At 70.2% G+C, this 26985-nt stretch carries 23 protein-coding genes; 12 read left to right on the top strand and 11 right to left on the bottom strand.

The genetic code is table 11. From position 1 onward, the window contains the following. Window positions 1-10: 10 nt before the first annotated feature. A complete protein-coding gene (locus Q8W67_RS12090) occupies window positions 11-934 on the bottom strand; it encodes a LysR substrate-binding domain-containing protein (RefSeq protein ID WP_305545671.1) in 924 nt (307 codons plus the stop codon). A 98-nt stretch (window positions 935-1032) separates the two neighbouring features. Here Q8W67_RS12090 and Q8W67_RS12085 point away from each other — a divergent pair, with 98 nt between their 5' ends. Continuing rightward, on the top strand, window positions 1033-1659 hold the full coding sequence (locus Q8W67_RS12085) for a glutathione S-transferase family protein (protein ID WP_305545669.1): 627 nt from the start codon (window positions 1033-1035) through the stop codon (window positions 1657-1659). An 8-nt stretch (window positions 1660-1667) separates the two neighbouring features. Continuing rightward, on the top strand, window positions 1668-2591 hold the full coding sequence (locus tag Q8W67_RS12080) for a pyridoxamine 5'-phosphate oxidase family protein (RefSeq protein WP_305545667.1): 924 nt from the start codon (window positions 1668-1670) through the stop codon (window positions 2589-2591). Between the two features lie 7 nt (window positions 2592-2598). Here Q8W67_RS12080 and Q8W67_RS12075 read toward each other — a convergent pair whose 3' ends face one another. Further along, window positions 2599-3258 (bottom strand): glutathione S-transferase family protein, encoded by a 660-nt coding sequence (locus Q8W67_RS12075; protein ID WP_305545665.1) that lies wholly within the window; start codon window positions 3256-3258, stop codon window positions 2599-2601. Window positions 3259-3515: 257 nt separating this feature from the next. Here Q8W67_RS12075 and Q8W67_RS12070 point away from each other — a divergent pair, with 257 nt between their 5' ends. The 4 genes from Q8W67_RS12070 to Q8W67_RS12055 all read left to right on the top strand — a co-directional run bounded on the left by Q8W67_RS12070 (window position 3516) and on the right by Q8W67_RS12055 (window position 8097). Then, window positions 3516-3896 carry a response regulator gene (locus Q8W67_RS12070; RefSeq protein ID WP_305545663.1) on the top strand — a complete coding sequence of 127 codons (381 nt, stop codon included), beginning with the start codon at window positions 3516-3518 and terminating at the stop codon, window positions 3894-3896. 95 nt (window positions 3897-3991) lie between these two features. Further along, window positions 3992-5965 (top strand): AI-2E family transporter, encoded by a 1974-nt coding sequence (locus tag Q8W67_RS12065; RefSeq protein WP_305545661.1) that lies wholly within the window; start codon window positions 3992-3994, stop codon window positions 5963-5965. Between the two features lie 180 nt (window positions 5966-6145). After that, complete coding sequence (locus Q8W67_RS12060) at window positions 6146-7765, top strand: hybrid sensor histidine kinase/response regulator (RefSeq protein WP_305545659.1); 1620 nt, start codon at window positions 6146-6148, stop codon at window positions 7763-7765. 17 nt (window positions 7766-7782) lie between these two features. Continuing rightward, complete coding sequence (locus Q8W67_RS12055; protein ID WP_305545657.1) at window positions 7783-8097, top strand: plasmid stabilization protein; 315 nt, start codon at window positions 7783-7785, stop codon at window positions 8095-8097. Window positions 8098-8182: 85 nt separating this feature from the next. Here the strand turns inward: Q8W67_RS12055 and Q8W67_RS12050 are convergent, their stop codons facing one another. From Q8W67_RS12050 to Q8W67_RS12040, 3 genes are all read right to left on the bottom strand, one after another. Next, window positions 8183-8656 (bottom strand): VOC family protein, encoded by a 474-nt coding sequence (locus Q8W67_RS12050; protein WP_305545814.1) that lies wholly within the window; start codon window positions 8654-8656, stop codon window positions 8183-8185. A 265-nt stretch (window positions 8657-8921) separates the two neighbouring features. Beyond that, on the bottom strand, window positions 8922-9818 hold the full coding sequence (locus tag Q8W67_RS12045; protein ID WP_305545655.1) for a ketopantoate reductase family protein: 897 nt from the start codon (window positions 9816-9818) through the stop codon (window positions 8922-8924). Then, the gene (locus Q8W67_RS12040; protein ID WP_305545653.1) at window positions 9815-12901 is read right to left on the bottom strand and encodes an FAD-binding and (Fe-S)-binding domain-containing protein; all 3087 of its coding nucleotides are present in this window, start codon (window positions 12899-12901) and stop codon (window positions 9815-9817) included. The genes Q8W67_RS12045 and Q8W67_RS12040 overlap by 4 nt, the downstream gene beginning before the upstream one ends. Before the next feature lie 114 nt (window positions 12902-13015). Between Q8W67_RS12040 and Q8W67_RS12035 the strand changes: the two genes are divergently transcribed. From Q8W67_RS12035 to rpmG, 6 genes are all read left to right on the top strand, one after another. Next, window positions 13016-13354 carry a hypothetical protein gene (locus Q8W67_RS12035; protein ID WP_305545651.1) on the top strand — a complete coding sequence of 113 codons (339 nt, stop codon included), beginning with the start codon at window positions 13016-13018 and terminating at the stop codon, window positions 13352-13354. Window positions 13355-13490: 136 nt separating this feature from the next. Further along, complete coding sequence (gene rnr, locus Q8W67_RS12030) at window positions 13491-15815, top strand: ribonuclease R (protein WP_305545649.1); 2325 nt, start codon at window positions 13491-13493, stop codon at window positions 15813-15815. Window positions 15816-15838: 23 nt separating this feature from the next. Then, entirely contained in the window at window positions 15839-16309 is a 471-nt protein-coding gene (locus Q8W67_RS12025) for a DUF983 domain-containing protein (RefSeq protein WP_305545812.1), read from the top strand. Beyond that, window positions 16260-17009 carry an NUDIX hydrolase gene (locus tag Q8W67_RS12020; protein WP_370693864.1) on the top strand — a complete coding sequence of 250 codons (750 nt, stop codon included), beginning with the start codon at window positions 16260-16262 and terminating at the stop codon, window positions 17007-17009. The genes Q8W67_RS12025 and Q8W67_RS12020 overlap by 50 nt, the downstream gene beginning before the upstream one ends. A gap of 23 nt (window positions 17010-17032) precedes the next feature. Beyond that, window positions 17033-18205, top strand: coding sequence for an MFS transporter (locus tag Q8W67_RS12015; protein ID WP_305545808.1), 1173 nt, complete (start codon window positions 17033-17035; stop codon window positions 18203-18205). Between the two features lie 106 nt (window positions 18206-18311). Beyond that, on the top strand, window positions 18312-18479 hold the full coding sequence (rpmG, locus tag Q8W67_RS12010; protein WP_020092568.1) for a 50S ribosomal protein L33: 168 nt from the start codon (window positions 18312-18314) through the stop codon (window positions 18477-18479). A 202-nt stretch (window positions 18480-18681) separates the two neighbouring features. Here rpmG and Q8W67_RS12005 read toward each other — a convergent pair whose 3' ends face one another. The 6 genes from Q8W67_RS12005 to Q8W67_RS11980 all read right to left on the bottom strand — a co-directional run bounded on the left by Q8W67_RS12005 (window position 18682) and on the right by Q8W67_RS11980 (window position 26743). After that, a complete protein-coding gene (locus tag Q8W67_RS12005) occupies window positions 18682-19611 on the bottom strand; it encodes a LysR family transcriptional regulator (RefSeq protein WP_305545642.1) in 930 nt (309 codons plus the stop codon). Between the two features lie 108 nt (window positions 19612-19719). Beyond that, complete coding sequence (locus tag Q8W67_RS12000) at window positions 19720-21381, bottom strand: OFA family MFS transporter (RefSeq protein ID WP_305545640.1); 1662 nt, start codon at window positions 21379-21381, stop codon at window positions 19720-19722. A 138-nt stretch (window positions 21382-21519) separates the two neighbouring features. Next, the gene (locus tag Q8W67_RS11995; protein WP_305545638.1) at window positions 21520-21813 is read right to left on the bottom strand and encodes a formate dehydrogenase subunit delta; all 294 of its coding nucleotides are present in this window, start codon (window positions 21811-21813) and stop codon (window positions 21520-21522) included. A gap of 4 nt (window positions 21814-21817) precedes the next feature. Next, window positions 21818-24691 carry a formate dehydrogenase subunit alpha gene (gene fdhF, locus Q8W67_RS11990; RefSeq protein WP_305545636.1) on the bottom strand — a complete coding sequence of 958 codons (2874 nt, stop codon included), beginning with the start codon at window positions 24689-24691 and terminating at the stop codon, window positions 21818-21820. 10 nt (window positions 24692-24701) lie between these two features. After that, on the bottom strand, window positions 24702-26261 hold the full coding sequence (locus Q8W67_RS11985) for an NADH-quinone oxidoreductase subunit NuoF (RefSeq protein ID WP_305545635.1): 1560 nt from the start codon (window positions 26259-26261) through the stop codon (window positions 24702-24704). Further along, the gene (locus Q8W67_RS11980; protein WP_305545634.1) at window positions 26258-26743 is read right to left on the bottom strand and encodes a formate dehydrogenase subunit gamma; all 486 of its coding nucleotides are present in this window, start codon (window positions 26741-26743) and stop codon (window positions 26258-26260) included. Before Q8W67_RS11980 ends, Q8W67_RS11985 begins: the two co-directional genes overlap by 4 nt. Window positions 26744-26985: the final 242 nt, after the last annotated feature.

Below are 26985 nucleotides of genomic sequence, written 5' to 3'. Positions count from 1 at the left end.
CGCTTCGTCGTCAGGACGAGCAAGGCGGCATCGGTTTTTCCTCAGGTTCCGCGGCATGCAGGACAGGCAATCTCCGCAGGGCGGCGGTCGCGTAGTCGAGGAAGGCGTTCACGCGCGCTGGCCGGAGCCCCTGGCTCGGGGTCACGAGTTGCACCGGCAGCGGCGGCGGCTCGTGGGCGACGAGCAGGCGCACGAGGCGACCCGCGGCGATGTCCTCGGCGGCTTGGTAGGACAGGACCCGCGCGATGCCGCGCCCGGCCCGGGCCGCGATCAAGGCCGCTTCCACCTCGTTGACGATGAGGCGAGGCACGAGGCGCACGCGGTTCGCGCCGAAGCGCCATTCCCGGAGACCCGAACGGACTACGCCCAGGATGGCGTCGTGATCGCTCAGTTCCGCGGGCGCGTGCGGCGTACCCCGCGCAGCCAAATAATCCGGGCTCGCCACGACGATCTGGCTCACCTGACCGACCCGGCGCGCGACAAGGCGCGATTCCGCGAGTTGCCCGATCCGCAGGGCGACGTCGATGCTCTCCTCCACGAGGTCGAGATTGCGGTCGGCGAGAATCAGTTCAACCTGCGTTTCGGCGTAGGCATCGAGAAAGCCCGACACGACCGGCGCGACATGCTTGCGCCCGAACAGGACCGGCGCCGTGATCCGCACGAGGCCTCGCACCGCGTCGCCCGCCGCTCCCGACAGGGCCGCCTCATAGCCCGCGAGCAGGCCGCGCGCCCGCTCGGCGAATTCGAGGCCGGCGGGAGTCGGGGCGAGACGCCGGGTCGTGCGCTCCACGAGGCGGCTGCCGGCCCGCGCTTCGAGGCTTGCGAGCGCACGGGTCGCAGCGGCGGCCGACCGGCGCGACCGGCGCGCGGCCCCGGCGAGGCTGCCGGCATCGATGATCGCGACGAAGAGGGCGAGTTCGTCCAGCCGGTCCATGGATTGATGCGGTCAGTGAAATTCTGAGACTCAAGTTTTCGGGATTATCCCCGCACGCTGCAAGGACGATATCGGGGCCGTTGCTGGAGACCCCGACGATGTCCGAACCCGACCTGACCCTCTACGGCCTGCGCCTCTCGGGCCATTCGCACCGCGCGGAACTGTTCCTGTCGCTGCTGGGGCTGCCCTATCGCTTCGTGGAAGTCTTCGGCCCGGAGCAGCGGGCCGCAGTCGATTTCCCCCGCCTGAACCCGCTGGGCCAGATCCCGGTGCTGACGGACGGCGCGGCGGTGATCCCCGACAGCAACGCGATCCTGGTCTACCTGGCCACGCGCTACGCACCGGACGAGGGATGGTGGCCCCAGGACCCGCTCGGCGCGGCGCGGATCCAGCGCTGGCTCTCGATCGCCGCCGGGGAAGTGCGCCACGGACCGGCCCTGGCCCGGCTGATGGTGGTGTTCGGTGCCCCGGGTGACCGGACGAGCGTGCTCGCCGCCGCTGCCCGGCTCCTCACCTTCATGGACGGGGATCTGACCGATCGCCCCTTCCTGGCCGCCGACCGGGCGACGCTCGCCGACATCGCCTGCTATTCCTACGTCGCGCACGCCCCTGAGGGTGGCGTATCGCTCGCGCCGTTCCCGGCCGTACGGGCCTGGATCGCGCGGGTGGAGGCGCTGCAGGGCTTCATCCCGATGCCGGCCTCTCCCGTTCCCGAACCGGCGTGAGGTCCGCCATGGCCAGTTTTCACGCGGACGAACTTATCGCGCAGGCGCGCGCCGGACATGTCCTGGGCGAGACCCCAGCGATCCGGCCGTTCATGACCGAGCAGCACCGGACCTTCTTCGGGGGCCTGCGCTATCTCCTGGTCGGTGTCGTGGACGAGGCCGGCGCCCCCGTCGCGAGCCTGCTGACGGGGCCGCCCGGATTCGTGCAGGCTCCCGACACGACGCATATCGGCATCGCAGCAATGCTCGACCCCGCCGACCCGGCAGCCCGGTTCCTCCTGCCCGGTGCGGAGATCGGGATTCTCGGCATCGATCTCGCGACGCGGCGGCGCAACCGCGCCAACGGCCGTATCCTGCGCAGCGACTCGGACGGCCTGACCATGGAAGTGGCCCAGAGCTTCGGCAATTGCCCGCAATACATCCAGCGGCGCACGACCGAGCCGGTACCGAGCCGGCCGGGACCGACTGAACGCCTGACCCGCCTCGACGCGGAAGCCGCGGCATTGGTCAACGCCGCGGACACGCTGTTCGTGGCGAGCCGCGCGCGGGATGGCCTTCGGGATGGGGGTGCCGACATCTCGCACCGGGGCGGGCGACCGGGCTTCGTCCGGCGCGTCGGCGACGTGCTGACGGTGCCCGACTTCGCCGGCAACCGCTACTTCAACACGTTGGGCAACCTGATCGGTGAACCGCGCGCGGCGCTGCTGTTCCCCGACTTCGCGCGCGGCGATATCCTGGTCCTGCAGGGCCGCACCGAGATCGACTGGACGGGTGCGGCGGCGGCAAGCCTCGTGGGGGCGCAGCGATCCTGGTCCTTCACGGTCGAGGGCGGCTGGCGACGCAGGGCGGCGATGCCCCTACGCTGGAGCGCGCCGGAGCCGGCGCCGCAACTCGCACGCACCGGACTCTGGGACGGGCCCGCGGCGGCGTGACCCTGGCTCAGGCCGAGCCGGCCTGGGCGGTCGCGGCCGCCTCGTGCTCCTCGGCGAGCCGGGCATCCGCGGCGGCTACCTTCTGCGAGGCAGGCCGGCTGCGGACACGCTCGACATAGGCCGACAGTACCGGATCGGGCGCGACCAGACCGAAGCCCATGGTCCAGCCGAGCGCGCCGCCCCACAGGACGTCAGCGGCGCTGAAGCGCGCGCCGAGCAGGTAGGGGCCCGGCGTCAACGCCTCGACGACGCGCGCGACCACGCTGTCGTAGTCGGCATAGGCCGACATGGCGCGCGGCCCGGGCTCCCGCTTCAGGTGCCGGTCGATCACCGCGGGCTCGAAGCAGGAGCCGTAGAACACCATCCAGCGCAGATATGCCCCCCGGGCGGGATCGGTTACGGCCGGGGCCAGCCCAGCCTCGGGGAACAGATCGGCAAGGTACAGGTAGACCGCGGCCTGCTCGGTCACCAGGGCTTCGCCGTGGCGGATCGCCGGCACCTTCGCCATGGGATTGACGGCGCGATACGCACTCTGGAGATGCTCGCCGGCGCGCAAGTTGAGTGCGTGCAGACGGTACGGAGTTCCCAATTCCTCCAGGAGCACGCGCACGCCCGACGAGCGCGTATTCGGCGCGTGGTAGAACTCGATCTCCGGCGTATTCGCCATGCCGTTTCCTCCCGAGATGCGTGATTCGTCCGGCGATACGGCCAGCGTGCCGGATTTCCGCGTCAATCTCGTGGCGCTGCGGTCGCCCGGGCCGATGCGGACCTGTTCGAGCGGCCATCATCCTTTCGGCGAGGCCGTTCTTCCTCAGGCGGCCTCTTCCGCAGGGACCGGAATCACGGCAGGGACGTTGGGCGTTTGTGCGTTGCCGCGCGTTGGGGTGTTGGCCGGCGCGACGCGACCCGGGGATTTGAGTACTGATGGCGAAGATACTGCTGGTCGAGGACCATGAAGAGATCTGGGATTTCCTGTCCCGTCGCCTCAAGCGCCGCGGCTACGAGGTGATCCTCGCCCATGACGGCGAGGCCGGCGTCAACCAGGCCCGGTCGGGCCAGCCCGACGTGATCCTGCTCGACATGAACCTGCCGGTGCTCGACGGCTGGTCGGCGGCGCGCGCGCTGAAATCCGGGTCCGACACGCGCGCGATCCCCATTATCGCACTCACCGCCCACGCGATGTCCGGAGACCGGGACAAGGCGATCCAGGCGGGCTGCGACGACTACCATCCCAAGCCGGTCGATTTCTCCAAGCTGCTCAGCCAGATCAGCGCCGCTCTGGGCGAGACCGCACAGGCGGACTGAGGCGGTTCGGGGGACGCAGGCTCCCGAACCCGCCGACCGGGCCGCCATCAAGCGGGCGTCCGAGTAAACGAGTCCGAGAAGAGTGGAGCGTATCCGTGAGCGAGGATCCCGTCACCGCCCAGCGCCTGAAGCAGGGCCTGCCGGTCTTCGTCGCGCTGGCCTCGATCCTGCTGGTCGTCGCGACGATGGCGGCGCTGTATCTCGGGCGCGACATCCTGGTGCCGGTGACGCTGGCGATCCTCCTCAGCTTCGTCCTGGTGCCGGCGGTCCGGATGCTGCGGCGGATCCACGTGCCGCGGGCGCCCGCGGTGCTCCTGGTGGTGGTGATCGTGTTCGGCGCCCTGTTCGGGATCGGCAGCCTCATCGCCAGCGAGGCGTCTCAGCTCGCCGCCGACCTGCCCCGCTACACCCAGGTGATGCGGACGAAGATCAAGGACCTGCGGGGCGCGACCGCCGGAACCGGCACCCTCTCGCGGATCGTCGACATGGTCCAGGACCTCGGCGCCACCCTGCAGCCGCCACCCGCCGCCGAGGTCCGCGGCGATCCGGGATCACGCACGCACCCGCTCACCGTGGAGATCAGCCCCGCCCGGGCGAGCGTCATCGACACCTTTCAGACCTTCGCGGGCTCGATCCTGCACCCGCTGGCCACCACGGGCCTGATCCTGATCTTCACGATCTTCATCCTGCTCCAGCGCGAGGACCTGCGGAACCGGGCGATCCGGCTGGCAGGCGGCTCGGGCGACCTGCGCCGCACCACGGCGGCGATCGACGATGCGACGAGCCGGCTCAGCCGGTTCTTCCTGGCCCAGCTCGCCCTCAACATCGCCTTCGGCCTGGTCATCGGCATCGGGCTCTGGCTGATCGGCGTGCCGAGCCCGACGCTGTTCGGCGTGCTCGCGGCGATCCTGCGCTTCGTGCCCTATATCGGCGCCGTGATCAGCGCCCTGCTGCCGCTGATCCTGGCGGCTGCGGTCGATCCCGGCTGGACCATGGTGATCGCCACCGCCGGACTGTTCCTGGTGGTGGAGCCGATCTGCGGACACGTGATCGAGCCGCTGCTCTATGGCCATTCCACCGGCCTGTCGCCGATCGCCGTGATCCTGGCGGCCACGATCTGGACGTTCCTGTGGGGACCGATCGGCCTCGTGCTCGCCACGCCGCTCACCGTGTGCCTGGTCGTGCTCGGCCGGCACGTGGAGCGCCTCTGGTACCTCGACGTGCTTCTGGGCGACCAGCCTGCGCTCTCCCCGCCCGAGATCTTCTACCAGCGCATGCTGGCCGGCGATCCCGTCGAGGCGATCGACCAGGGCTGGCAATTCCTGAAGGAGCGTGCCCTCGTCACCTACTACGACGAGGTCGCACTGGCCGGGCTTCTGCTCGCGCAGGAGGATCTGTCCCGCGGTACCCTGGACCGGGTTCGCCAGGACGAAGTCGGCGCGGCGATCCGCACCGTGGTGGCGCGCCTCGGGACCGCGCCGGTCGCGCGACGGACCTGGCGCGGATCGACCCGCTTGCCCGACACCGAGACCGCGGCGGCGCTGGCCGCCATCGGACCGGACCGGCAGGTGGCGGGCATCGTGCTCGGCCGGGAGGATCTCGCCCCGGCCTGGCGCAGCGCGACGCCGGTACTCTGCGTGTCGAGCCGCGGCCCCTTCGACGAGGCGGCGACGCTGATGCTGAGCCAGATCCTCGCCCGCCACGGGCTGGCCTCGCAGATCCTGTCGATGGCGGCGATCCGCGGGGGCGAGCGGCCCGAGAACCCGGACGGCCTCGCGCTGATCTGCTTCTCCTACCTGGAGCCGGTGAGCCTGTCGCAGATCCGCTTCACCGTGCGGCAGGCCCGTGCCGCCATCCCGGGCGTCCGCATCCTCGTGGGCTTCTGGCGCGAACGCGACCCGGCGACCCTGGACCGCCTGCGCCGGGCGACCTCGGCAGATTTCCTGGTCACGTCACTCAACGAGGCGCTCTCGGCGGTCCTGAGCGCCTCCCGCGAACCGACGCCCCCGCGGGTCGTTGCGGCGCCCGTGAAGGCGCTGCCCGGCACAGCCCGCACCGCGGCCGCGTAGCGGGCAGGCGTCCGCGCCTCGACCCAGCGTGCCGGCGTCCTCCGCGTGGGACGCCGGGCGCAACACCACCGATCCGGCCGCGCCGGTCGACAATACGGATCGGCCCACTAAAGTCGCGCTCGGACGCTATCTATTCGGCGTCCACCAACGCCACGGCCGAGAGGGCGAAGACCGCGTCGCATGTCCGAGACTCCAGAAACACCAGCCGTCGGACCGAGCGCCCGCGTCAGCCAGGGCGCGGCCAGCGACGTCGCCGACCGCAGGAGCGACATCTTCTTCGCCGCGGTCGAGACGACGCGGATGCCGATGATCGTCACCGATCCGCGCCAGCCGGACAACCCGATCATCTTCGCCAACCGGGCGTTCCTGGCGATGACCGGCTACACGCCCGAGGAACTCGTCGGGCGCAATTGCCGCTTCCTGCAGGGCCCGGAGACCGACCGCGAGACCATCGACCAGGTCCGCTCGGCGATCGCCGAGAAGCGCGAATTCGCCACCGAGATCCTGAACTACCGCAAGAACGGCTCGACGTTCTGGAACGCCCTGTTCGTCTCGCCGGTGTACAACGCGACCGGAGAGCTGGTGTATTTCTTCGGCTCGCAGCTCGACGTCTCGCGCCGCCGCGACGCCGAGGATGCCCTGGGCCAGGCGCAGAAGATGGAGGCGCTGGGCCAGCTCACCGGCGGCATCGCCCACGACTTCAACAACCTGCTTCAGGTGATCGTCGGCTATGCGGACATCCTGGCGTCGGGGCTGGAGAAGCCGGATGCCGACCGCGCCCGGCTCGGGCGCGCCACCGAGAACATCCGGCAGGCGGCCGACCGCGCGACCACGCTGACGCAGCAGCTCCTGGCCTTCGCCCGCAAGCAGCGCCTGGAGGGGCGCGCGGTCAACCTCAACACGCTGGTCGAGGGGATGAGCGAGATGGTCGCCCGCTCCGTGGGCGAGGCCGTGAAGGTCGAGTTGGACCTGGCCGAAGACCTCTGGAACTGCCGCGTCGACCCGACCCAGGCCGAGGTCGCGATCCTCAACGTGCTGATCAACGCCCGCGACGCGATGCCGGAGGGCGGCACCGTCCGGATCACCACCGAGAACAGCGAGGTCGTCTCCGACGGCCGCGACATCGGCCCCCTTCGCGATGGCCGATACGTCAGCATCGCCATCCGGGATGCCGGCACCGGCATCCCGCCGGCCGTGCTGGCCCGTGTAATGGATCCGTTCTTCACCACGAAGGAGGAAGGCAAGGGCACCGGCCTCGGCCTGTCAATGGTCTACGGCTTCGCCAAGCAATCGGGGGGCGCGGCCCAGATCGTGTCGTCGGTCGGCGAGGGCACGACGGTGCGTCTCTCCTTCCCGGCGACCGACGGCGACACCCATGCTACGTCCAAGGTCTCGCTGCGGTCGGTGGATCGCCAGGGCACCGAGACGATCCTGATCGTCGACGACCGCGAGGACGTGGCGGAGCTCGCGCGCACCATCCTGCGGGATTTCGGCTACACCACGCTGATGGCCGGCAATGCCCGCGAGGCGCTGGAGATCCTGGATTCCAGCGAGCGCATCGACCTGCTGTTCACCGACCTGATCATGCCGGGGGGCATGAACGGCGTTCTGCTCGCCCGCGAGGCGCGCCGCCGCCAGCCCAAGCTCAAGGTCCTGCTCGCCACCGGCTATGCCGAGGCGAGCCTGGAGCGAACCGATATCGGGGGGTCGGAGTTTGATCTCTTGAACAAGCCCTACCGGCGCACGGAGCTGGTTCGCCGCGTGCGAGCCATCCTCGACGGCCCGACCGGGGTCAGCTGATCCACGGGAGGCGTCCCATGCCGCAGGGAGACAAGACGAAGTACACGGACAAGCAGAGGCGCAAGGCCGAGCACATCGCCGAATCCTACGAGACGCGCGGCGTCCCGGAGAAGGAGGCCGAGTCCCGCGCCTGGGCTACCGTGAACAAGGACGACGGCGGCGGAAAGAAGCCGGGCGGTTCGGGGCGTGGCAAGTCCACCGGCCACCCGGCCGCCCACAAGGGCGGCGAAACCGGGGGCAAGGCTTCCGCGGGCCGGACGGCGGCGGAGCGCTCCGCCTCCGCCAAGAAGGCCGCGGCGACCCGGAAGGCCAACGCTGCGGCGAGCGCGTGACTCAGCGGTCGACATCCGGCGCTTTCCAGCCGTTGCCGGGTTCCGGGATGGGAGGTTGACAGCTGTTGAACGTCCGGCTTGAGGGTCAGCCCCGCCGTGCCGCTTCGATCGCGGCGACATCAATCTTCGTCATTTCCATCATCGCGGAGAATGCGCGTCTCGCTTCGTCACCGCCCGCAGCCAACGCCTCCGTGAGCGTGCGCGGCGTGATCTGCCAGGAGATGCCCCATCTGTCCTTGCACCACCCGCACGCACTTTCCTGGCCGCCGTTCTGCACGATGGCGTTCCAGTAACGATCGGTCTCATCCTGATCGTCGGTGGCGATCTGGAATGAGAAAGCTTCGCTTTGCCTGAACGCGGGACCACCATTGAGGCCGATGCACGGGATGCCGGCGACTGAAAACTCGACGGTCAACACATCGCCCGCTTTGCCAGCTGGATAATCGCCCGGAGCGCGGTGGACGGAACCGATCGCGCTGTTCGGAAAGGTCTCAGCGTAGAAGCGGGCGGCGGCTTCGGCATCCCTGTCGTACCAGAGGCAGACGGTGTTCTTGGCAATTGCCATCGCTCGTCCCTTCGCTTCCGGGCGCAGGTGCTGATCATCTGCCGGGATGTGCGGCAGCAGTCGACCATCAGTCGCCAACACGGCGCCACGAACATCGGATGCGCTCGCGCCATCCGATGGTTCGGCAGGGACGCACGAAACGCAAGGGCGCCGGCACGGCGCCTTCGTGCACGATGACACGCGGCAGCGACCTGATCGGCGATCGGTCCGCTTGGGGCGGAAGCAGACGGCACCCCGTGCCCGTCCTCCTCCGCGCGATTCAGCCACCATCCCGCTGCTCGACCAGCTTGACCAGCGTGTGCAGCATCCGGTTCGCCGGCGTCGGGATTCCGAGGACGGCACCCGTGCGCACCACGTAGCCGTTGAGATGGTCGATCTCGCTCGGCCGGCCCCGGGCCAAGTCCTGAGCGGTCGAGGAGCGCTGGTCGGCCATGCTCACGCTGAGGCCGAGAACCGCATCCAGGATGTCCGGCGGCACGGACACGCCCGAGGCGGCGGCGACGGTCACGCATTCCTGCACCACGTCGGTCATCGCCGCGACCACGCCCTCGCCCTGGACTAGGCGGCCGTAGGGAAGCTGCGTCAGCGCGGAAAGGGCGTTGTAGGCGCAGTTCAGGATCAGCTTGCCCCAGAGCGCGTCCAGGGCACGCGCCGAGACGGTAGTGGGGATCCCGGCGTCGATGAAGGCGGCGGCGATCTGGTCGCTCGCCTGTGAGGCGCCGAGCACCAAATCGCCCCGTCCGTTGTGCCGGACATGGCCGGGCCCGACCATCTCGGTGGCGACGTAGACCGCCACCGGCACGACGGGCCGCCCCAGCAGGGTGGCCAGCCGCTCCGCGTTGTCGACGCCGTTCTGGAGGCTGAGGATCGCGGCGGACGGCTTGAGATGGGAGGCGATCGTCGCCCCGGCCGCTTCGGTGTCGCCGGACTTCACGCAGACCAGCACGAGGTCGGCGCCGGCGACGCCATCCCCCTCCGTGGTCGCCCGCACGGGCACGGTCGCACGCCCGGCCGCGCTCTCCAGCACGAGCCCCGCATCAAGCACGGCCGCGACCAGGGCGGGGCGGCCGATGAGCGTGACCGCGTGGCCGGCCCGGGCCAGCAGGAACCCGTAGTAGCAGCCGACCGCGCCGGCCCCCAGGACGGCGACGTTCATCGGGATGCCGCCGCCGCGCGCGCGGGATGGAACGGCGCGGCGCCGGCTTTGCTCGACCGGACATGATCGAGCAGAGCCTCGACCGGATGGCGCAGGCGCACGCCGTCGACGAGTTTGGCCTGGGACCGGCAGGAATAGCCGTCCGCCAGCAGGGTGCAGCCGGGGGCCTCGGCCACGTGGCGCGCCCAGCTCAAGCCGTAGATCGCCTCGGAGGTGGCGCGGTTGCGGGTCTCGTGGCCGTAGGTCCCGGCCATGCCGCAGCACCCGGCGGCCGGCACGTCGAGCCGCAGCCCGAGATGACCGAACACCGTCTGCCAGTCTTTGACCGCGCCGGGCGCGTTGGTGCGCTCGGTGCAATGGGGCAACAGCCGCATGATCCCGTCGCGTTGCCGGGGCGGGATCCGGTCGAGCTGCGTGGCGAGCCATTCCTGCAGGAGCTGGACCTTCGGCAGATCGCTGCCGCCCAGCGCCTGCGCGTATTCGGACCGGTAGGTCAGGGTCATCGAGGGGTCGATCCCGACGAGGGGCACGCCCTGCCGGGCGAGCGCCCGGAGCAGCGCGGCGTTGGCACGCGCGACAGCGGCGAACCGGGCCAGGAAGCCGTGCACGTGCAGCGGCTTGCCGTTGGGCCGGTAGGGCACGAGCCAGGGCTTGAAGCCCAGCGCGATGAGGAGCGCGCAGCAATCCACCACGACCGACGCGTCGAAATGGCTGGTGAAGGCGTCCTGAACCACCAGGACGGCCTTCTCCCGCTCCGTCGGATCGAGCCGGGCCAGGGCCTCCGGCGTCGCGGTGGCGACCCCGAGATCCGCCAGACGCGCGTTCAGGTCGATGGGCGAAAGGGCGGGGATCTCCACAAGGCCGGCCCTGGCGAGGAGCAGCCTCGCGACTGGGTTGTTGAGGACCGCATTGCTCAGGTGCGGCATCCGCGCCGCCAGCGGCAGCAGCGGCTCGAGCGCCGCCACGAGGTGATCCTTCAGGGGCCGCGCGTAGCGCGCATGGTAGAGCGCCAGGAACTTGGCCCGGAAGCTCGGCACGTCGACCTTGATCGGGCAGGATCCCGTGCAGGACTTGCAGGCGAGGCAGCCATCCATCGCCTCCTTGACGGCATGCGAGAAATCGCCGTCGTCGGGCCGGCGCCGGAGACCGTTCCGCAGGGTCGCCACCAGGTCGCGCAGCCAGCCGGCGCGCTGGCGCCCCAGCTCGGCGGCCGGATCGAACCCCGCCAGGGCCGCCAAGCGCAGCCACTCGCGCATCAGCGAGGCGCGGCCCTTGGGAGAGTGCCGCCGCTCCCGGGTCGCCTTCCAGGACGGGCACATGGCCTCATCCGCGTCGAAGGTGAAGCAGGCGCCGTTGCCGTTGCAGTGCAGGGCCTCGTCGAAATCCGGCCGGACCGACGGCGGGATGGTGCGGTCCTGCGCGCCCCGGCGTGGCACCCCGTCGATCCGGGTGAGGCCCTGCCCCCGGGCCGAGGCGATCTTGCCCGGGTTCATCCGGTCGCCAGGGTCGAAGGCGCGCTTGACCGCCTCCAGCGCCGGCATCAGCGGCCCGAAGGTCGCGGGCACGAATTCGGAGCGGAAACCCTTGCCGTGTTCGCCCCAGAGCAGGCCGCCATACTTGGCGGTGAGCGCGACGACGCCCTCGGTCACCTCGCGGATCAGGGCGTCCTGGGCGGGGTCCTTCAGGTCGATCGCCGGCCGCACGTGCAGCACCCCGGCATCGACATGGCCGAACATGCCATAGCGCAGCCCCTTGGCGTCGAGCAGCGCCCGGAACTCGGTGATGAAGTCGGCGAGCCGCTCCGGGGGCACCGCCGTGTCCTCCACGAACGGGATCGGCCGGGCGTCGCCCTTGGCGGCTCCGAGCAGGCCGACCGCCTTCTTGCGCATCGTCCAGAGCCGCTCGATCGCAGCGCCGCGGGCCACCGTAAAGCCCAGGCGCTTCGTATCGGTGCCGCGCTCGGCCTCCAGCATCGCGGTGAGCCGCCCGAGGGCGGCGTCGACGGCGCCCGCGTCGTCGCCCACGAACTCGACGAGGTTGATGCCCTGGACCGGGCGCCCGGCGGGATCCTCGGGGAAGAAGGCGCGCACCTCGGCCCAGATCGGATCCTTGCGGGCGAGGCCCAGCACGGTGGAATCGATGGTCTCCACCGAGGCGGCGCCGAACGGCAGCAGCGCCTGCGCGTCGCGGAGAGCCGCGTCGAAATCGACATAGGAGAGCGCCACCAGCACCGAGGCCCTGGGGATCGGCAGCACGTTGAGTCGCGCCTCGGCGATCAGCGCCAGGGTGCCCTCCGAGCCGCAGATCACGCTCTTGAGGTCGAAGCGGCCGGCCTCGTCGCGCAGGTGGGCGAGGTCGTAGCCGGTGAGGCAGCGGTTGAGCTTGGGAAAACGCTCGGCGATAAGCGCCGCGTGGTCGGTGGCGACGGCATCGACGGCGCGATGGATCGCGCCGACCCGGTCGTTCCGCGCCTTGGCGGCGGCGAGGGCGGCCTCGTCCTGGGGCTCGGCGGTCCAGACCGTGCCGTCGGCGAGCACGCAGGTCAGTGCCAGGACATGGTCGCGGGTCTTGCCGTACAGGCAGGAGCCCTGCCCGCAGGCATCGGTGGAGATCATGCCCCCGATGGTGGCGCGGTTCGAGGTCGAGAGTTCCGGGGCGAAGAACAGGCCGTGCGCGGCCAGCGCCCGGTTGAGCTGGTCCTTCACCACCCCCGGCTCCACCCGCACGGTGCGGTTGGCGACATCGATCTCCAGGACGCGGTTCATGTGCCGCGAGGTGTCGACCACGAGGCCGTGGCCGAGCGACTGGCCGTTTGTGCCGGTGGCGCCCCCGCGCGGGCGGATCACGATCTCGGTGAAGCGCGGATCGTCGAGGAGCTTGGTGATCCGTACCAGATCGTCCCGCGAGCGCGGGAAGGCCACGGCCCCCGGCTCGACCTGATAAATCGAGTTGTCGGTGGCGAAGACCGTGCGGTCGGCATCCGACAGCGACAGGTCGCCCTCGAAGCCGCGCAGACGCAGCTCGGCGCAGGCCGCCTCGTAGAGCGGCACGGCCTCGGTGTCGCGGGTCAGGACCGGGATCATGCGGGCGTTCTACACATGGCTGATCGCGAGGGAAGATCGGCGGTTGTGTCACGCGGCCTCACGCGTGCTGGCACCCCGCTTGCCACGGCCTCGGTGTCTGCGGAACGGATGCCCATGAACGCGAGCGTGGAACGGGTCAGGGATGCCCTGGCCGAGCTGATCAAGGCGACCCTCCTCTCCGAAGACGCCAGGAGTCTCGCCTGCCGCGAGGCCGGGCGCGCGAGGCTCGCCGCGCTGGCGGTCGCCCCGCCCGAGCCCGGGAGCCTGCGCATGGACGGGGCCTGGACTCTGGCGATCGAGCAGGCGGAGACGCCGGAGCTGGCGCCTCTGGAGGGACAGGTGAACCTGACCCTGCCGCGCGCCTGCCCGTTCACCCTGGACGAGATCCTGGCGCCCGGCTTCGAGGTGGATCTGGCGGTCGACCGCATCCGCAAGTCCGCCTCCACCGGCTGATCGCGCCTGTTGAGGACGCGAAGGCCGGCGTTGCCGCGGGCGCGCCAGGACCCCATCTTGTGGAAACACGATCGAATCAGCGGTCTGGCGCCCCTGAAGGGGTGCGCATTTCCCGAGAACCGTCCGGCACCACCTTTTGGCACGACGCACCCGCGCAGAGGCGGCCGAGCCCGCCGCTCCCCCGCCCGTCCCCACCCGTGAGCAGATCCTCGCCTTCGTGGCCGAGGCGAAGGAACCCGTCGGCAAGCGGGAGATCGCCAAAGCGTTCGGCATCAAGGGCGCCGCCAAGATCGAGCTCAAGCGCGTGCTGAAGGAGATCGAGGAGGACGGCGCCCTCGATCGCGGGCGCGGCGGCCTCGCGGCTTCGGGCAGCCTGCCGCCTGTGGTGCTGACGGATATCCGCTCCCGCGACCGGCACGGCGACTTCCTGGCGATCCCGGTGGAATGGAGCGGCACGGGCAAGCCGCCCGCCATCGTGCTCAGCCAGCCGCGCGGCTCCCGGAAGGGCAACCGGCCGGCCGCAGGCATCGGCGACCGGGCGCTCGTCCGGGTCGAGCGCGACGCCGAGGGCGGCTACACGGGCCGGGTCATCAAGGTCATCGGCAAGAACCGCGCGGAGGTGATCGGCGTCTACCGCGCCGGCGCGCAGGGCGGCCGCATCGTACCGGTGGAGAAGCGTTCGCAGGGCCGCGAGATCCTGATCCCGCCCGGCGAGGAGGGCCAGGCCCGGGACGGCGACCTCGTGAGCGTCTCGGTGGAGCGCGAGACGCGCTTCGGCCTGCCGCGGGGCCGCGTCCGGGAGCGCCTGGGGTCGCTCGGCTCCGAGAAGGCGGTGAGCCTGATCGCGCTCCACCTGCACAACATCCCGCACGTGTTCTCGGACGCCACCCTGGCCGAGGCCGACGCTGCCGAGCCCGCCACCCTGAAGGGCCGCGAGGATTGGCGTGACCGCCCGCTCCTGACCATCGATCCGCCCGACGCCAAGGACCACGACGACGCCGTGATGGCCGAGGCCGATCCCGACCCGGCCAATCCGGGCGGCTTCATCCTCACCGTCGCCATCGCGGACGTAGCGGCCTATGTCCGCCCCGGTTCGAGCCTCGACCGCGAGGCGCTGGAGCGGGGCAACTCGGTCTACTTCCCCGACCGTGTCGTGCCGATGCTGCCCGAGCGGATCTCGAACGATCTCTGCTCCCTGCGCGAGGGCGAGGACCGTCCGGCCATCGCGGTGCGCATGGTGATCGCGGCCGACGGCGTGAAGCGCCGCCACAGCTTCCACCGGGTGATGATGCGCTCGCGCGCCAAGCTCGCCTACGCCCAGGCGCAAGCCGCCATCGACGGGCGGCCGGACGCGGCCACCGGGCCGCTGCTGGAAACGGTGCTGCGCCCGCTCTGGACGGCCTACGCGGCCCTGCGCGAGGCGCGGGACCAACGCGGGCCACTGGCCCTGGACCTGCCCGAGCGCAAGGTGCTGCTCTCCCCGGAGGGCGCGGTCGACCGGGTGATCGTGCCGGAGCGCCTCGACGCGCACCGGCTCATCGAAGAGTTCATGATCCAGGCGAACGTCGCAGCCGCGGAAACCCTGGAGCACGCACGCCAGCCGCTGATCTACCGCGTCCACGACGAGCCGGCGCTGGAGAAGATGCGGGCGCTCGGCGAGGTTCTGGCCTCGATCGGCATCAAGCTGCCGAAGGAGGGGGCGCTGCGCCCCGCCCTGTTCAACCGCATCCTCGCCACCGCGGCCGAGAGCGAGCACGGCGTCTTTCTGAACGAGGTGATCCTGCGCAGCCAGGCTCAGGCGGTCTACGCCGCGGAGAATCTCGGTCATTTCGGCCTGAACCTGCGCCGCTACGCCCACTTCACCTCGCCGATCCGCCGCTACGCCGACCTGATCGTTCACCGGGCGCTGATCACGGCGTGCACGCTCGGAAGGGACGGGCTCGCGAACGACATCTCCGCGGGCGAGCTCGCGCAGATCGGGGAACAGATCTCGGCGGCCGAGCGCCGCGCCATGGCGGCCGAGCGCGAGACCATCGATCGGCTGATCGCGCACCATCTCGCCGACCGGATCGGGGCGACCTTCGCGGGCCAGATCGCGGGGGTCACCCGGTCGGGCCTGTTCATCAAGCTCGACGAGACCGGGGCGGACGGCTTCGTGCCGATCTCGCAGCTCGGCGCCGACTATTTCCGCCACGAGGAGGCCCGCCACGCCCTGGTGGGCGAGCGCAGCGGGGAGACGTTCCGCCTGGGCGACCGCGTCGAGGTTCGCCTCGTCGAGGCGGCGCCGGTGGCGGGCGCGCTCCGCTTCGAGCTGCTCAGCGAGGGCCGGGCGCGCTCCGGGGCCGGCAAGGCGGGCGGACCCGGCCGGAAGCCCGGCGGCCGCCCGTTCAACGCCGCCTCGCCGGGCAGACCCGCCGGCATCCGCAACGCCGGTACGCGCCATCGCGGCTCGCGCCGCTGACCCGGCCGGTGTACAGCCTGGACATGGCCGCCGACGCGATCCCCGTGCGCACCCGCCTGATCCCCGCCATGGCCCGGGGCTTCGTCGGCCGCTGCCCTCATTGCGGCGAGGGCCGGATCTTCGGGCGCTTCCTGAAGGTGCGGCCGGACTGCGCGGCTTGCGGGCTGGAATTGCACCACCACCGGGCCGACGACCTGCCGCCCTACGTGGTCATCTTCGTGGTCGCCCACGTGGTGGGCTACCTGATCCTGGAGACCGAGACCGCCTACGACGTCCCGCTCTGGGTCGAGATGGGGGTGTGGCCGGTCGTCACGCTGCTGTTCGCCCTGGCGTTGCTCCAGCCGGTCAAGGGCGCCGTCGTCGGGTTGCAATACGCCCTTGGCATGCACGGCTTCGCCACGCTACCGCGGGTCCGCCCCGCTTCGGGGTTGGAGGAGACGCGCCTTGCCGCAGCCGGAGCCGCAGCAGGAATCCGAGACCGCGATCACCCGTGAGCGGAAACCCTCCGCGGCGCGCCTGCGGCCGCGGGACGCCGCGACGATGATCGTGCTCGACCGTCGCGGGAAACGCGGCCCGAAGGTCCTCATGGGCCGCCGGAACCCGAACCTCGCCTTCATGCCCGGCAAGTTCGTGTTCCCGGGCGGGCGGATCGAACTCGGCGACCGCCACATGCCGGTGGCCGGTGCGCTGCCCGACTACGCGGAGGCGGCGCTCAACCGGCAGGTCTCCCGGCCGCCGCATCATCTCGGCCGGGCGCTGGCGCTGGCCGCGATCCGGGAGACCTACGAGGAGACCGGCCTGTTGCTCGGCACCCGGGAGCACGGCGCGCCGGAGGCTGCCCCAGGGGGGTGGGAGGGGTTCGCCCGGCACGGCGTCCTGCCCGATCTTGAGGCGCTGCACCTCGTCGCCCGTGCGATCACGCCGCCCAAGCGCGTGCGCCGCTTCGACACGCGCTTCTTCGCCGTCGACCGCCGCATGATCGCGGTCGAGGAGCCCGGCCGGGTGACGTCCGATGCGGAACTCACCGAACTCGCCTGGGTCCGCCTGGAAGCGGCGCGCAAGCTCGACCTGCCGTTCATCACACGGGCCATCCTCGACGACCTCGAGGCGCAGATCGCCGCCGATTTCGCGCCGCACCGGATGATCCCCTTCCATTACGAGCGCTACGGCCGCCGGGAACGGGTCGCGCTGTGAATTTTTCCGAGCGGCCGGCGCGCATGGTCGAGGGGCGCGAGGGCCGCGGGATCGGGGCGGAGCCCGTGGCGGCGATCGCGGCGGCCATCGCCTGCGTGGCGGTGGTCGGGATCGGCCTCAGCCTGTCGATCCCGCTGCTGTCGATCGAGATGGAGCGACGCGGGGCGTCGAGCACGCTGATCGGTCTGAACACCGCGATCGCCGGCATCGCCAGCATCTGCACGGTGCCGTTCGTGCCGCGGCTCGCGGCGCGGATCGGCGTCGCGCCGCTGCTCTGCCTCGCGCTGGCCGTCGGCGCGCTGAGCCTCGGGACCTTCCCGCTGCTGCCGGGGATCGCCTTGTGGTTCCCGCTGCGCTTCGTCTTCTCGGCCACGCTGGGCGCCCTGTTCGTCCTCTCCGAGTATTGGATCAACGCCGCAGCCCCGCCGGAGCGCCGCGGCCTCGTGATGGGCATCTACGCCACCGTGCTGGCGGCCGGCTTCGCGGTCGGCCCGATGCTGCTGGCGCTGGTCGGGACGGAGGGGCTGCCCCCCTACCTGACCGGTGCGGCCCTGATGCTGGCCGGCGGCCTGCCGATCGTCCTCGCGCGCGGGCTGTCGCCGTCGATCGAATCGGGCTCCGGGCGCGGCATCGTCGGCTACCTGCGCCTCGCCCCCGGCGCGCTGCTGGCCGCCCTCGCCTACGGGGCGGTTGAGACCGGCATCTTCGCGATCCTGCCGCTCTACGGCCTGCGCATCGGCTACGACGCCCAAGGTGCGGCCGGCCTCGTCAGCCTGATCGCCCTCGGCAACGTGCTGTTCCAGATCCCGTTCGGCTGGCTCGCCGACCGCCTCGACCGGCGCGCGGTGCTGCTCGGCGCGAGCCTCGGGGGGGCGGCAGGCTCGGCCCTGATCCCGCTGGCCTCCGGCTCGCCGCTGGCGTTCGGCCTGCTCCTGCTGGTCTGGGGCGGCCTCGCCGGCACGCTCTACACCGTCGGCCTGGCGACCCTGGGCGACCGGGTCGCCGCCTCCGATCTCGCGGGGGCGAACGCCGCCTTCGTGGTGCTCTACAATGTCGGCCTGATGCTGGGGCCGCCGATCATCGGCGGCGGCCTCGACCTCGTGCCGCCGCAGGGCTTCGCGCTGGCGCTGCTCGGGCTGTTCCTGGCCTTCGCCCTGTGCCTCGCCATGACGGAGCGATCCGGATCCCGACCTTGACCTGACGGGCCCGATCGGGCATTGAGCGGCCCGTATTCGGCCGGGCTCTCCCGGCCATTTGCGTTTCGCTCACGCGGAATGCCGCACCCTGCAGGAGCGCCGCGCCATGGCCAAGGCCGTCACCGTCAAGATCAAGCTCGTCTCCACCGCCGACACGGGCTATTTCTACGTCACCAAGAAGAACTCCCGCACGCAGACCGAGAAGCTGACGATGCGCAAGTACGATCCGGTCGCGCGCAAGCACGTCGACTTCAAGGAAACCAAGATCAAGTAAGACCTCGGGGCCACCACCTGGCTCCATCCGACGAGAAAAGCCGCTCCGGTGACGGGGCGGCTTTTCTCGTCGTGCGCGCAAATTCCCGGACAAACCCATCGCCGCCAGGGCGGCCCCGGCCAATCACCGCAGCCTGCGTGTCGCCGCGTTCCCGGCTCTGCCCGTCTCCCCTCGACGCGCGGCGGGGAGCCGCGTGCGCCGCTCAGGGGCCCGGCTCCGCTCCGGTTGTACCCGACAGGTCCGGGTCGAGGGTCCGCGCCAGGGTCCTGGCGATGGCGACGAGGGCGGTCACCATCGGGGTCGAGGGTTCGCGCCGCGGGGCGACGAGGCCGATCGTGTGCTCCAGGTCCGGCGCGGTGATCGGGATCGCGCGCACGCCCTCCATCGGCCCCAGCGCGTCGACCAGGATCTCCGGCATGATCGAGGCCCAGCGCAGGGTGCGCACATGGGTCAGCAGCACGATCATCGAGTTCGACTCGAGGGTCGCGGCCGGGTCCGCGCCGGATTCCCGGATCTGCTGATCGATGATGCGTCGGTTCTGCATGTTCGGGGTCAGCAGGCAAAGCGGCAGCCTGCCGGTCTCGGCCCAGGTCACGCTGGCGCGGCCGTCGAACGGACCGCCGAGCGCGGTGACCAGGCGGTAGCGCTCCCGGTAGAGCGGCACGGACACGACCCGGCCAAGAGGCTCGTTGTCGAGATAGGTCAGCCCGGCATCCGCCTCCAGATTCTCGATCAGTGAGAAGATGTCGGCCGACGTGGCGGACTCCACGGTGAGTCGGACGTCCGGATGGCGCTCGCGATAGGGCGTCGTCAGGTTCACGATCATCGGCAGTGCGGTGGGGATCGCGGCAATGCGCAGGTGCCCGGTCAGGCCGCGGCGCAGGCCCGTGACCTCCTCGTGCATCGCCCGGGCATCGGCCACGATCCGCCGCGCCCATTCGAGGACGCGCTCACCCTCGGGTGTGAAGCCCTGGAAGCGCGAGCCTCGCAGCACGAGCTGCACGCCGAAGCGGTTCTCCAGCTGCTTCACGCCCGCCGAGAGGGTCTGCTGCGTCACGCCGCAGGCCTCGGCCGCGTGGCCGAAATGCTGCTCGCGGGCGAGGGCCAACAGGAAGTCCAGCTTGTCGATCACGGAGGCATTCCGAGCGGCGCACGCCCCGCGGGGAGGGATGCCGGAACCTAGAGCCGATCCCGATCGCGTAGCAATCAGGAACGGCGCTCGGGTCTCGGTTTGGCGCGCTCAGCGGAACAGGATGAACGCCTTCGACAGGGTGATCCCGATGCCCCAGAGGATCGGGATGCCGACCACGGCCCAGGCCAGGGCGGCCCCGAGGCTGAACCCGCCGCGGCCGATGCCGAACGAGCCCGACGACCGGACCGACGAGGCGCCCACCCGGGCATCGAGCGCTGCGCGCTCGGCTTCGGGCATGAACCAGCTGGCGGCCAGGGGCCGGATCAGCAGGTTGCAAAGGAACCCGACGGCCAGGAAGGTCGCGAGCACATACATCGTCCGCCCGTAGAGGTCTGCGCCCTGCACGCCCGTGGCCGCCTGCGCCTCGCGGATCTTGGTGACCACGAAGGGTCCGACGATGCCGGCCGTCGACCACGCCGTGAGCAGGCGCCCGTGGATGGCGCCCACGAACTGGGTGCCGAACACATCGGCGAGATAGGCGGGGATCGTCGCGAAGCCGCCGCCATACATGGACAGGATCACGCAAAAGATGGCGACGAACAGGGCCTGGGAGCCGATCCCGGCCGCCCAGGGCGCGGCCGCGTAGAGCACGCCGCCGAGCACGAAGAAGGTCGCGTAGGTGAACTTGCGACCGATCCGGTCCGACATCGAAGCCCAGAAGAACCGGCCGAGGATGTTGAACAGCGACAGCAGGCCGACGAAGCCGGCCGCGATGGCGGCGACCTGCGCCTTCTGTCCGGTGTCGAGGGCGGAGAAGCCGGTGCCCGGCAGCCCGATCAGCGAACCACCGAAGATCTCCTGGAGCATGGGCGAGGCCAGGGCCAGCACGCCGATGCCGGCCGAGACGTTGAGGCAGAGCACGAGCCAGATCATCCAGAACTGGAAGGTCTTGTGCGCGTCCCGGAGATGGACGTGGCCAGAGGCGATCATGGCGCTCTTGGAAGCGGAGGGGGCCCACCCGTCCGGGCGCCACCCGGCCGGCGGCACCCGGTAGCCGAAGGCGCCGCCCAGCATGAACACGATGTAGCCGAGGCCCATCACGGCGAGCGTCTGCCAGACGCCGACGGAATCGGCGCTCCGGAAGGACTTGATCAGGCCGTCGGCAAGCGGTGAGCCGATCATCGCCCCGCCGCCGAAGCCCATGATCGCCATGCCGGTCGCCATCCCGCGGCGGTCGGGGAACCATTTGATCAGCGTCGAAACCGGGGAGATGTATCCCAGGCCGAGGCCGATGCCGCCGATCAGCCCCATCCCGAGCCAGACCAGCCAGAGCTGGTGGATGTAGACGCCGAGCGCACCGATCAGGAAGCCGCCGCCCCAGCACAAGGCGGCCGCGATGCCAGCCTTGCGCGGACCGGCCCGCTCCAGCCAGCCCCCGAACAGGGCGGCCGAGAGGCCGAGCACGACGATCCCGATGGAGAAGACGGTGACGAGGTCGCTGACCCGCCAATCGCAGGTGGTGGTGAACAGAGCCGTCATCACGCCCATGTCGGGGCAGGAGGCGGGAGCCGGCTGGCCGACGGAGAGCGCCCGGCTCAGCGGCAGCCAGAACACCGAGAGCCCGTAGGCCATGCCGATGCAGAGGTGGATTGCGAGGGCAGCAGGCGGAACGAGCCAGCGGTTGAAGCCCGGTTTCGCGACGATCCGCTCACGGGACAGCCAATTGTAATCGCTCCCGGGCGCGACCGCGCCCGCCAATTCTGCACGCATACGATGATTCCTCCGAGCATGACTTCATTGTTCGAGTCATACCTCGGTGAAAGCCTAGCCGTTCCGCGTGCCGGTTTCCAGCACACGTTACGATTGAAAACGGACCCTGATCCAAGGATCCGCGGTGGAGAGTGCGGATCAGCCTGCGTCGCTTGCGCCCTCGCCGAGCTTCTGCGGGTCGCGGGTCGCGGGTCGGACTGGGCTCTCGGCCCGCGGCTCCGCGCCGCACATCGCCCGCTGCACCAGGATATCGGCCCGGTCGCCCATCTCCGGCAGGGCAGCTTCGAGCTTCGAGACCATGCGGGGCGTCCAGAACGCCGTGATGTGCTTGTGCACCCCGGCGACCGCCTCGTCCTCCGGGTAGGACCGGAAGAACGAGGCGATCTGGTTTGCCATCCGAAGGAGCTTGTCCTCCTGCGTCAGCGCGCTCATCGGCTCACTCCGCCGCATCCAGGGCTGTGTCCTGGGAATTGGCGATGCGCGTCAGCGAGAAATCCTCCTCGTAGAACTTCGCCTGCCAGTCCGAGGGCCGGTTGGTCCGCCGGACCTGCACCGCCGTGACCTTGTACTCGGGACAATTGGTCGCCCAATCCGAGTAGTCGGTGGTGATCACGTTGGCGCCGGTCTTGGCGTGGTGGAACGTGGTGTAGACCACGCCCGGCTGCATCCGCTCCGAGACCTTGGCCTTGAGCGCGATGTCTCCCGAGCGGCTCTCCAGCGAGACGAGGTCGCCGTCGACGATGCCGCGCAGCTCCGCGTCGAACGGGTGGATCTCCAGCACGTCCTCCTCGTGCCAGCGCGAGTTCTCGGTGCGGCGGGTCTGGGCGCCGACATTGTACTGCGACAGGATCCGGCCCGTGGTGAGGATCAGCGGGAACTTCGCCCCCGTGCGCTCCTCGGTGGCCAGGAACTCGGTGATCATGAACCGGCCCTTGCCGCGGACGAAGCGGTCCACGTGCATCATCGGCGTGCCGAGCGGCGCCTTCTCGTTGCAGGGCCACTGCACCGAGCCCAGCTCGTCGAGCTTGGCGTAGGACACGCCGGTGAAGCTCGGGGTCAGGCTGGCGATCTCGTCCATGATCTCGGACGGGTGGCTGTAGGCCATCGGGTAGCCGAGCGCGTTCGAGAGCAGCACCGTGCCCTCCCAGTCGCCGTAGCCGCCCATCGGGGGCATCACCTTGCGCACGCGGGAGATGCGGCGCTCGGCGTTGGTGAAGGTCCCGTCCTTTTCCAGGAACGAGGCGCCCGGCAGGAAGACGTGGGCGTATTTCGCGGTCTCGTTCAGGAACAGGTCCTGGATGACGATGCACTCCATCGCCCTGAGCCCCGAGGTGACGTGGTGCGTGTCGGGATCAGACTGCGCGATGTCCTCGCCCTGGATGTACATGCCCTTGAAGGTGCCCTCGACAGCCTCGTCGAGCATGTTGGTGATGCGCAGGCCCGGCGTGCCGTCGAGCTTGGCACCCCAAAGGGCCTCGAAGCTCTCGCGGGTGGCGTCGTCCGAGACGTGGCGGTAGCCGGTGAACTCGTGCGGGAACGAGCCCATGTCGCAGGAGCCCTGGACGTTGTTCTGGCCGCGCAGCGGATTCACGCCTGCGCCGAGCTTGCCAATGTTGCCGGTGGCCATGGCGATGTTGGCCATGCCCATCACCATGGTCGAGCCCTGGCTGTGCTCGGTGACGCCGAGGCCGTAATAGATCGCCGCCGCGCCGCCCTTGGCGTAGAGCCGGGCCGCGGCGCGCACGTCCGCCGGGTCGAGGCCGGTGAACTGGGCCTGGTTCTCGGGCGAATGGCGCTCCTCGGCGATGAAGCGGGCCCAGGACTCGAACTCGGCGAGGTCGCAGCGTTCGCGGACATAGGCCTCGTCGATCAGCCCCTCGGTGACGATGACGTGCGCCATCGCGTTGATGAAGGCGACGTTGGAGCCGGGCTTCAGCGGCAGGTGATAGTCGGCCTTGATGTGGGGCGACTTCACGAGGTCGATCCGGCGGGGATCGGCCACGATCAGCTTGGCCCCCTGGCGCAGGCGCTTCTTCATGCGCGAGCCGAAGACAGGGTGGCCGTCCGTCGGGTTCGCGCCGATCACCAGGATCACGTCGGACTGCTCCACCGACTTGAAGTCCTGGGTACCGGCCGAGGTGCCGAGCGTCGACATCAGGCCGTAGCCGGTCGGCGAGTGGCAGACCCGGGCGCAGGTATCGACGTTGTTGTTGCCGAAGGCGGCGCGCACGAGCTTCTGGACGAGGTAGGCCTCCTCGTTGGTGCAGCGCGACGAGGTGATGCCGCCGACCGAATCCTTGCCGTATTGCGCCTGGATCCGCTTGAACTCGGAGGCCGCGTGGTTGATCGCCTCCTCCCAGGACACCTCGCGCCAGGGATCCGTGATCTTCTCCCGGATCATCGGCTTGGTGATGCGGTCCTTGTGGGTGGCGTAGCCGTAGGCGAAGCGGCCCTTGACGCAGCTATGGCCCTCGTTGGCCTTGCCGGCCTTGTAGGGCACCATGCGCACGACCCGCGTGCCCTGCATCTCGGCCTTGAACGAGCACCCCACGCCGCAATACGCGCAGGTCGTCACCTCCGCGTGCTCGGGCTGGCCGAACTCGTGGATCGACTTCTCCTGGAGGGTCGCGGTCGGGCAGGCCTGCACGCAGGCGCCGCAGGACACGCACTCGGATTCGAAGAAGTTCGTCGGGCCAGCGGCCACGCGCGAGTCGAAGCCGCGGCCCGCGATGGTCAGCGCGAAGGTGCCCTGCACCTCCTCGCAGGCGCGGACGCAGCGGTTGCAGACGATGCACTTCGACGGGTCGTAGGTGAAGTACGGGTTGGACTCGTCCTTCGGCAGGTACTTCTCGGCACTCGGCTTGACGTGGTTGTCGCCGTCGTAGCCGTAGCGCACGTCGCGCAGGCCCACGACGCCCGCCTGGGTCTGCAATTCGCAATCGCCGTTGGCTGCGCAGGTCAGGCAGTCGAGGGGGTGATCGGAGATGTAGAGCTCCATCACGCCCTTGCGGAGCTTGGCGAGCTTGTCCGACTGCGTGCGCACCACCATGCCGTTCTCGGCCGGGGTCGTGCAGGAGGCCGGCGTGCCGCGCCGGCCCTCGATCTCCACGAGGCACAGCCGACAGGAACCGAAGGGCTCCAGCGAGTCGGTGGCGCAGAGCTTCGGGATCTGCGTGCCGGCATGCATCGCCGCCGCCATCACCGAGGTGCCGGCCGGCACCGTGATCTCCATCCCGTCGATCGTCAGGGTGACGGTCTGCTCCGCCACGCGGATCGGCGTGCCGTAGTCGATCTCCTTGATCAGGCCCATCGACGCCTCCTCACTCGGCCGCAGCCGGCAGATCGCCGGCGCGCCTGAAATCCTCGGGGAAATGGGTGATCGCGCTCATCACCGGCATGGGCGTCAGCCCGCCCATGGCGCAGAGCGAACCGTCGGTCATGACCTCGCAGAGGTCCTCGACCAGCTTCAGGTTCGCCTCCGGCCGGATGCCGGCGATCACCTTGTCCATGGTCTCGACCCCGCGGGTCGCGCCGATGCGGCAGGGGGTGCACTTGCCGCAGGATTCGGTGGCGCAGAACTCGAAGGCGAAGCGGGCCTGACGGGCCATGTCGACGGTGTCGTCGAACACAACGATGCCACCGTGGCCGACGAGGCCCTTCTTGGCCGCCATCGCCTCGTAGTCGAGCGGCGTGTCGAGCAGATCGACCGGGAAATAGGCCCCCAGCGGGCCGCCGACCTGCACCGCCCGGACCGGGCGCCCGGAGCGGGTGCCGCCGCCATACTCCTGGATCACGTCGCGCAGCGTCACCCCGAAGGCGAGCTCGATCAGGCCGCCGTGCTTGACGTTGCCGGCGAGTTGGATCGGCAGGGTGCCGAGCGACCGGCCCATGCCGTAATCGGCATAGGCCTTGGCGCCGTGCTCCAGGATCCAGGGCACCGCCGTGAAGGTCATCACGTTGTTGACCAGCGTCGGCTGGCCGAGGAAACCCTTCAGCGCCGGGATCGGCGGCTTGGCGCGCACGATGCCGCGCTTGCCCTCCAGGCTCTCCAGGAGGGACGTCTCCTCGCCGCAGATATAGGCGCCGGCCCCGAGCCGGACCTCCAGATGGAAGTCCTTGCCCGAGCCCAGGATATTCTGGCCCAGCACCCCGGCTCCGACGCCGTTGGCGATGGCCTCCTTCAGGGTCGCGAAGGCCTGCGGGTATTCGGAGCGCAGGTAGATGTAGCCTCGGGTCGCGCCGGTGGCGACGGCCGCGATGGTCATGCCCTCGATGAGGTTGAAGGGGTCGCCCTCCATCATCATCCGGTCGGCGAAGGTGCCGGAATCGCCCTCGTCGGCATTGCAGACCACGTATTTCTGGTCCGCCTTCGCGAGCATCACGGTGTTCCACTTGATGCCCGCCGGGAAGCCGGCGCCGCCGCGCCCGCGCAGCCCGGAATCGCGCACCGCTGCGACGATCCCTTCCGCGTCCAGCCTCAGGGCGGCTTCGAGCCCGCGATACCCGCCATGGGCCCGGTAATCCTCCACCGAGACCGGATCGATCACGCCGCAGCGGTGGAAGGTGAGACGCTGCTGCCGGGCCAGGAACGGGATCGTCTCGGGATCACCGAGGCGCAGGGCATGATCGCCGCCTGTGGCCAGGCCGGCATCGAGAAGGGCATCGACATCCGAGACCTTGACCGGCCCGTAGGCGATGCGCCCCTCCGGCGTGGCGACCTCGACCATCGGCTCCAGCCAGAAGAGGCCGCGCGAGCCGGTGCGCACGATGGTCACGTCGAGGCCGCGGCGCTCGGCGCCGGCGAAGAGCGCCCGGGCGACCTTGTTGGCACCGAGGCCCAGCGCCACGGCGTCCCGGGGGACGTAGAGGGTGACGCTCATTGCCGGGTTTCCCGCTTGGTCTCGGCCAGCGCCTCGTCGAGGGCATCCGCGGTCAGGTGTGCGACCGGCTCGCCGTCGATGAGAGCGGCGGGGCCATTGGCGCAGAGGCCGAGGCAGTAGACCGGCTCAACCGTGGCGCTGCCGTCGGCCGTGGTCTCGTGCCAGCCGCAGCCGAGGCGGCCGAGGATCTCCCGGTGGAGCTTCTCCGAGCCCATCGCCTGGCAGGCCTCGGCCCGGCAGAGCTTCACCTCGTGGCGGCCGGCCGGGTGCGACCGAAAATCATGGTAGAAGGTGATGCAGCCATGGATCTCGGCGCGCGACAGGTTCAGCGCGTCGGCGATGAGCGGCACGGCGCCGCCGTCGACGTAACCGAAGGTCTCCTGCAGCGCATGCAGGATCGGCAGTGTCGCACCTTCGAGATGAGTATGCTCTGCGATGATCCCGGAGGCGCGCTCCGCGCTCCAGGGCTCGTGACGCGCCATGGTTTCCAGCCCAGTCTGTTCCTTTTCTAATGCGAAGTGGAACAGAAATGCCGGTTCCCATCAATCGCGCAGTCCGGTCACCCAACAAAGGACGCCTGTCGAACTGTCACTGGCGCGGAGGTCGCAGGGGGTGGACGGTCGCAGTCGCGACTTGCGAGCGGCCTTCCGAACACGCAGACGCGCTCGCGTGCACCGCACCAAGAATTGGTGCCCTGCAATAAAATGCACCGATGAGCGGGCGG

The organism is Methylobacterium sp. NEAU K, from assembly GCF_030700285.1.
In the GTDB taxonomy this organism is placed as follows: Bacteria; Pseudomonadota; Alphaproteobacteria; order Rhizobiales; family Beijerinckiaceae; genus Methylobacterium.
This window is presented reverse-complemented; position numbering and strand designations above follow the sequence as displayed.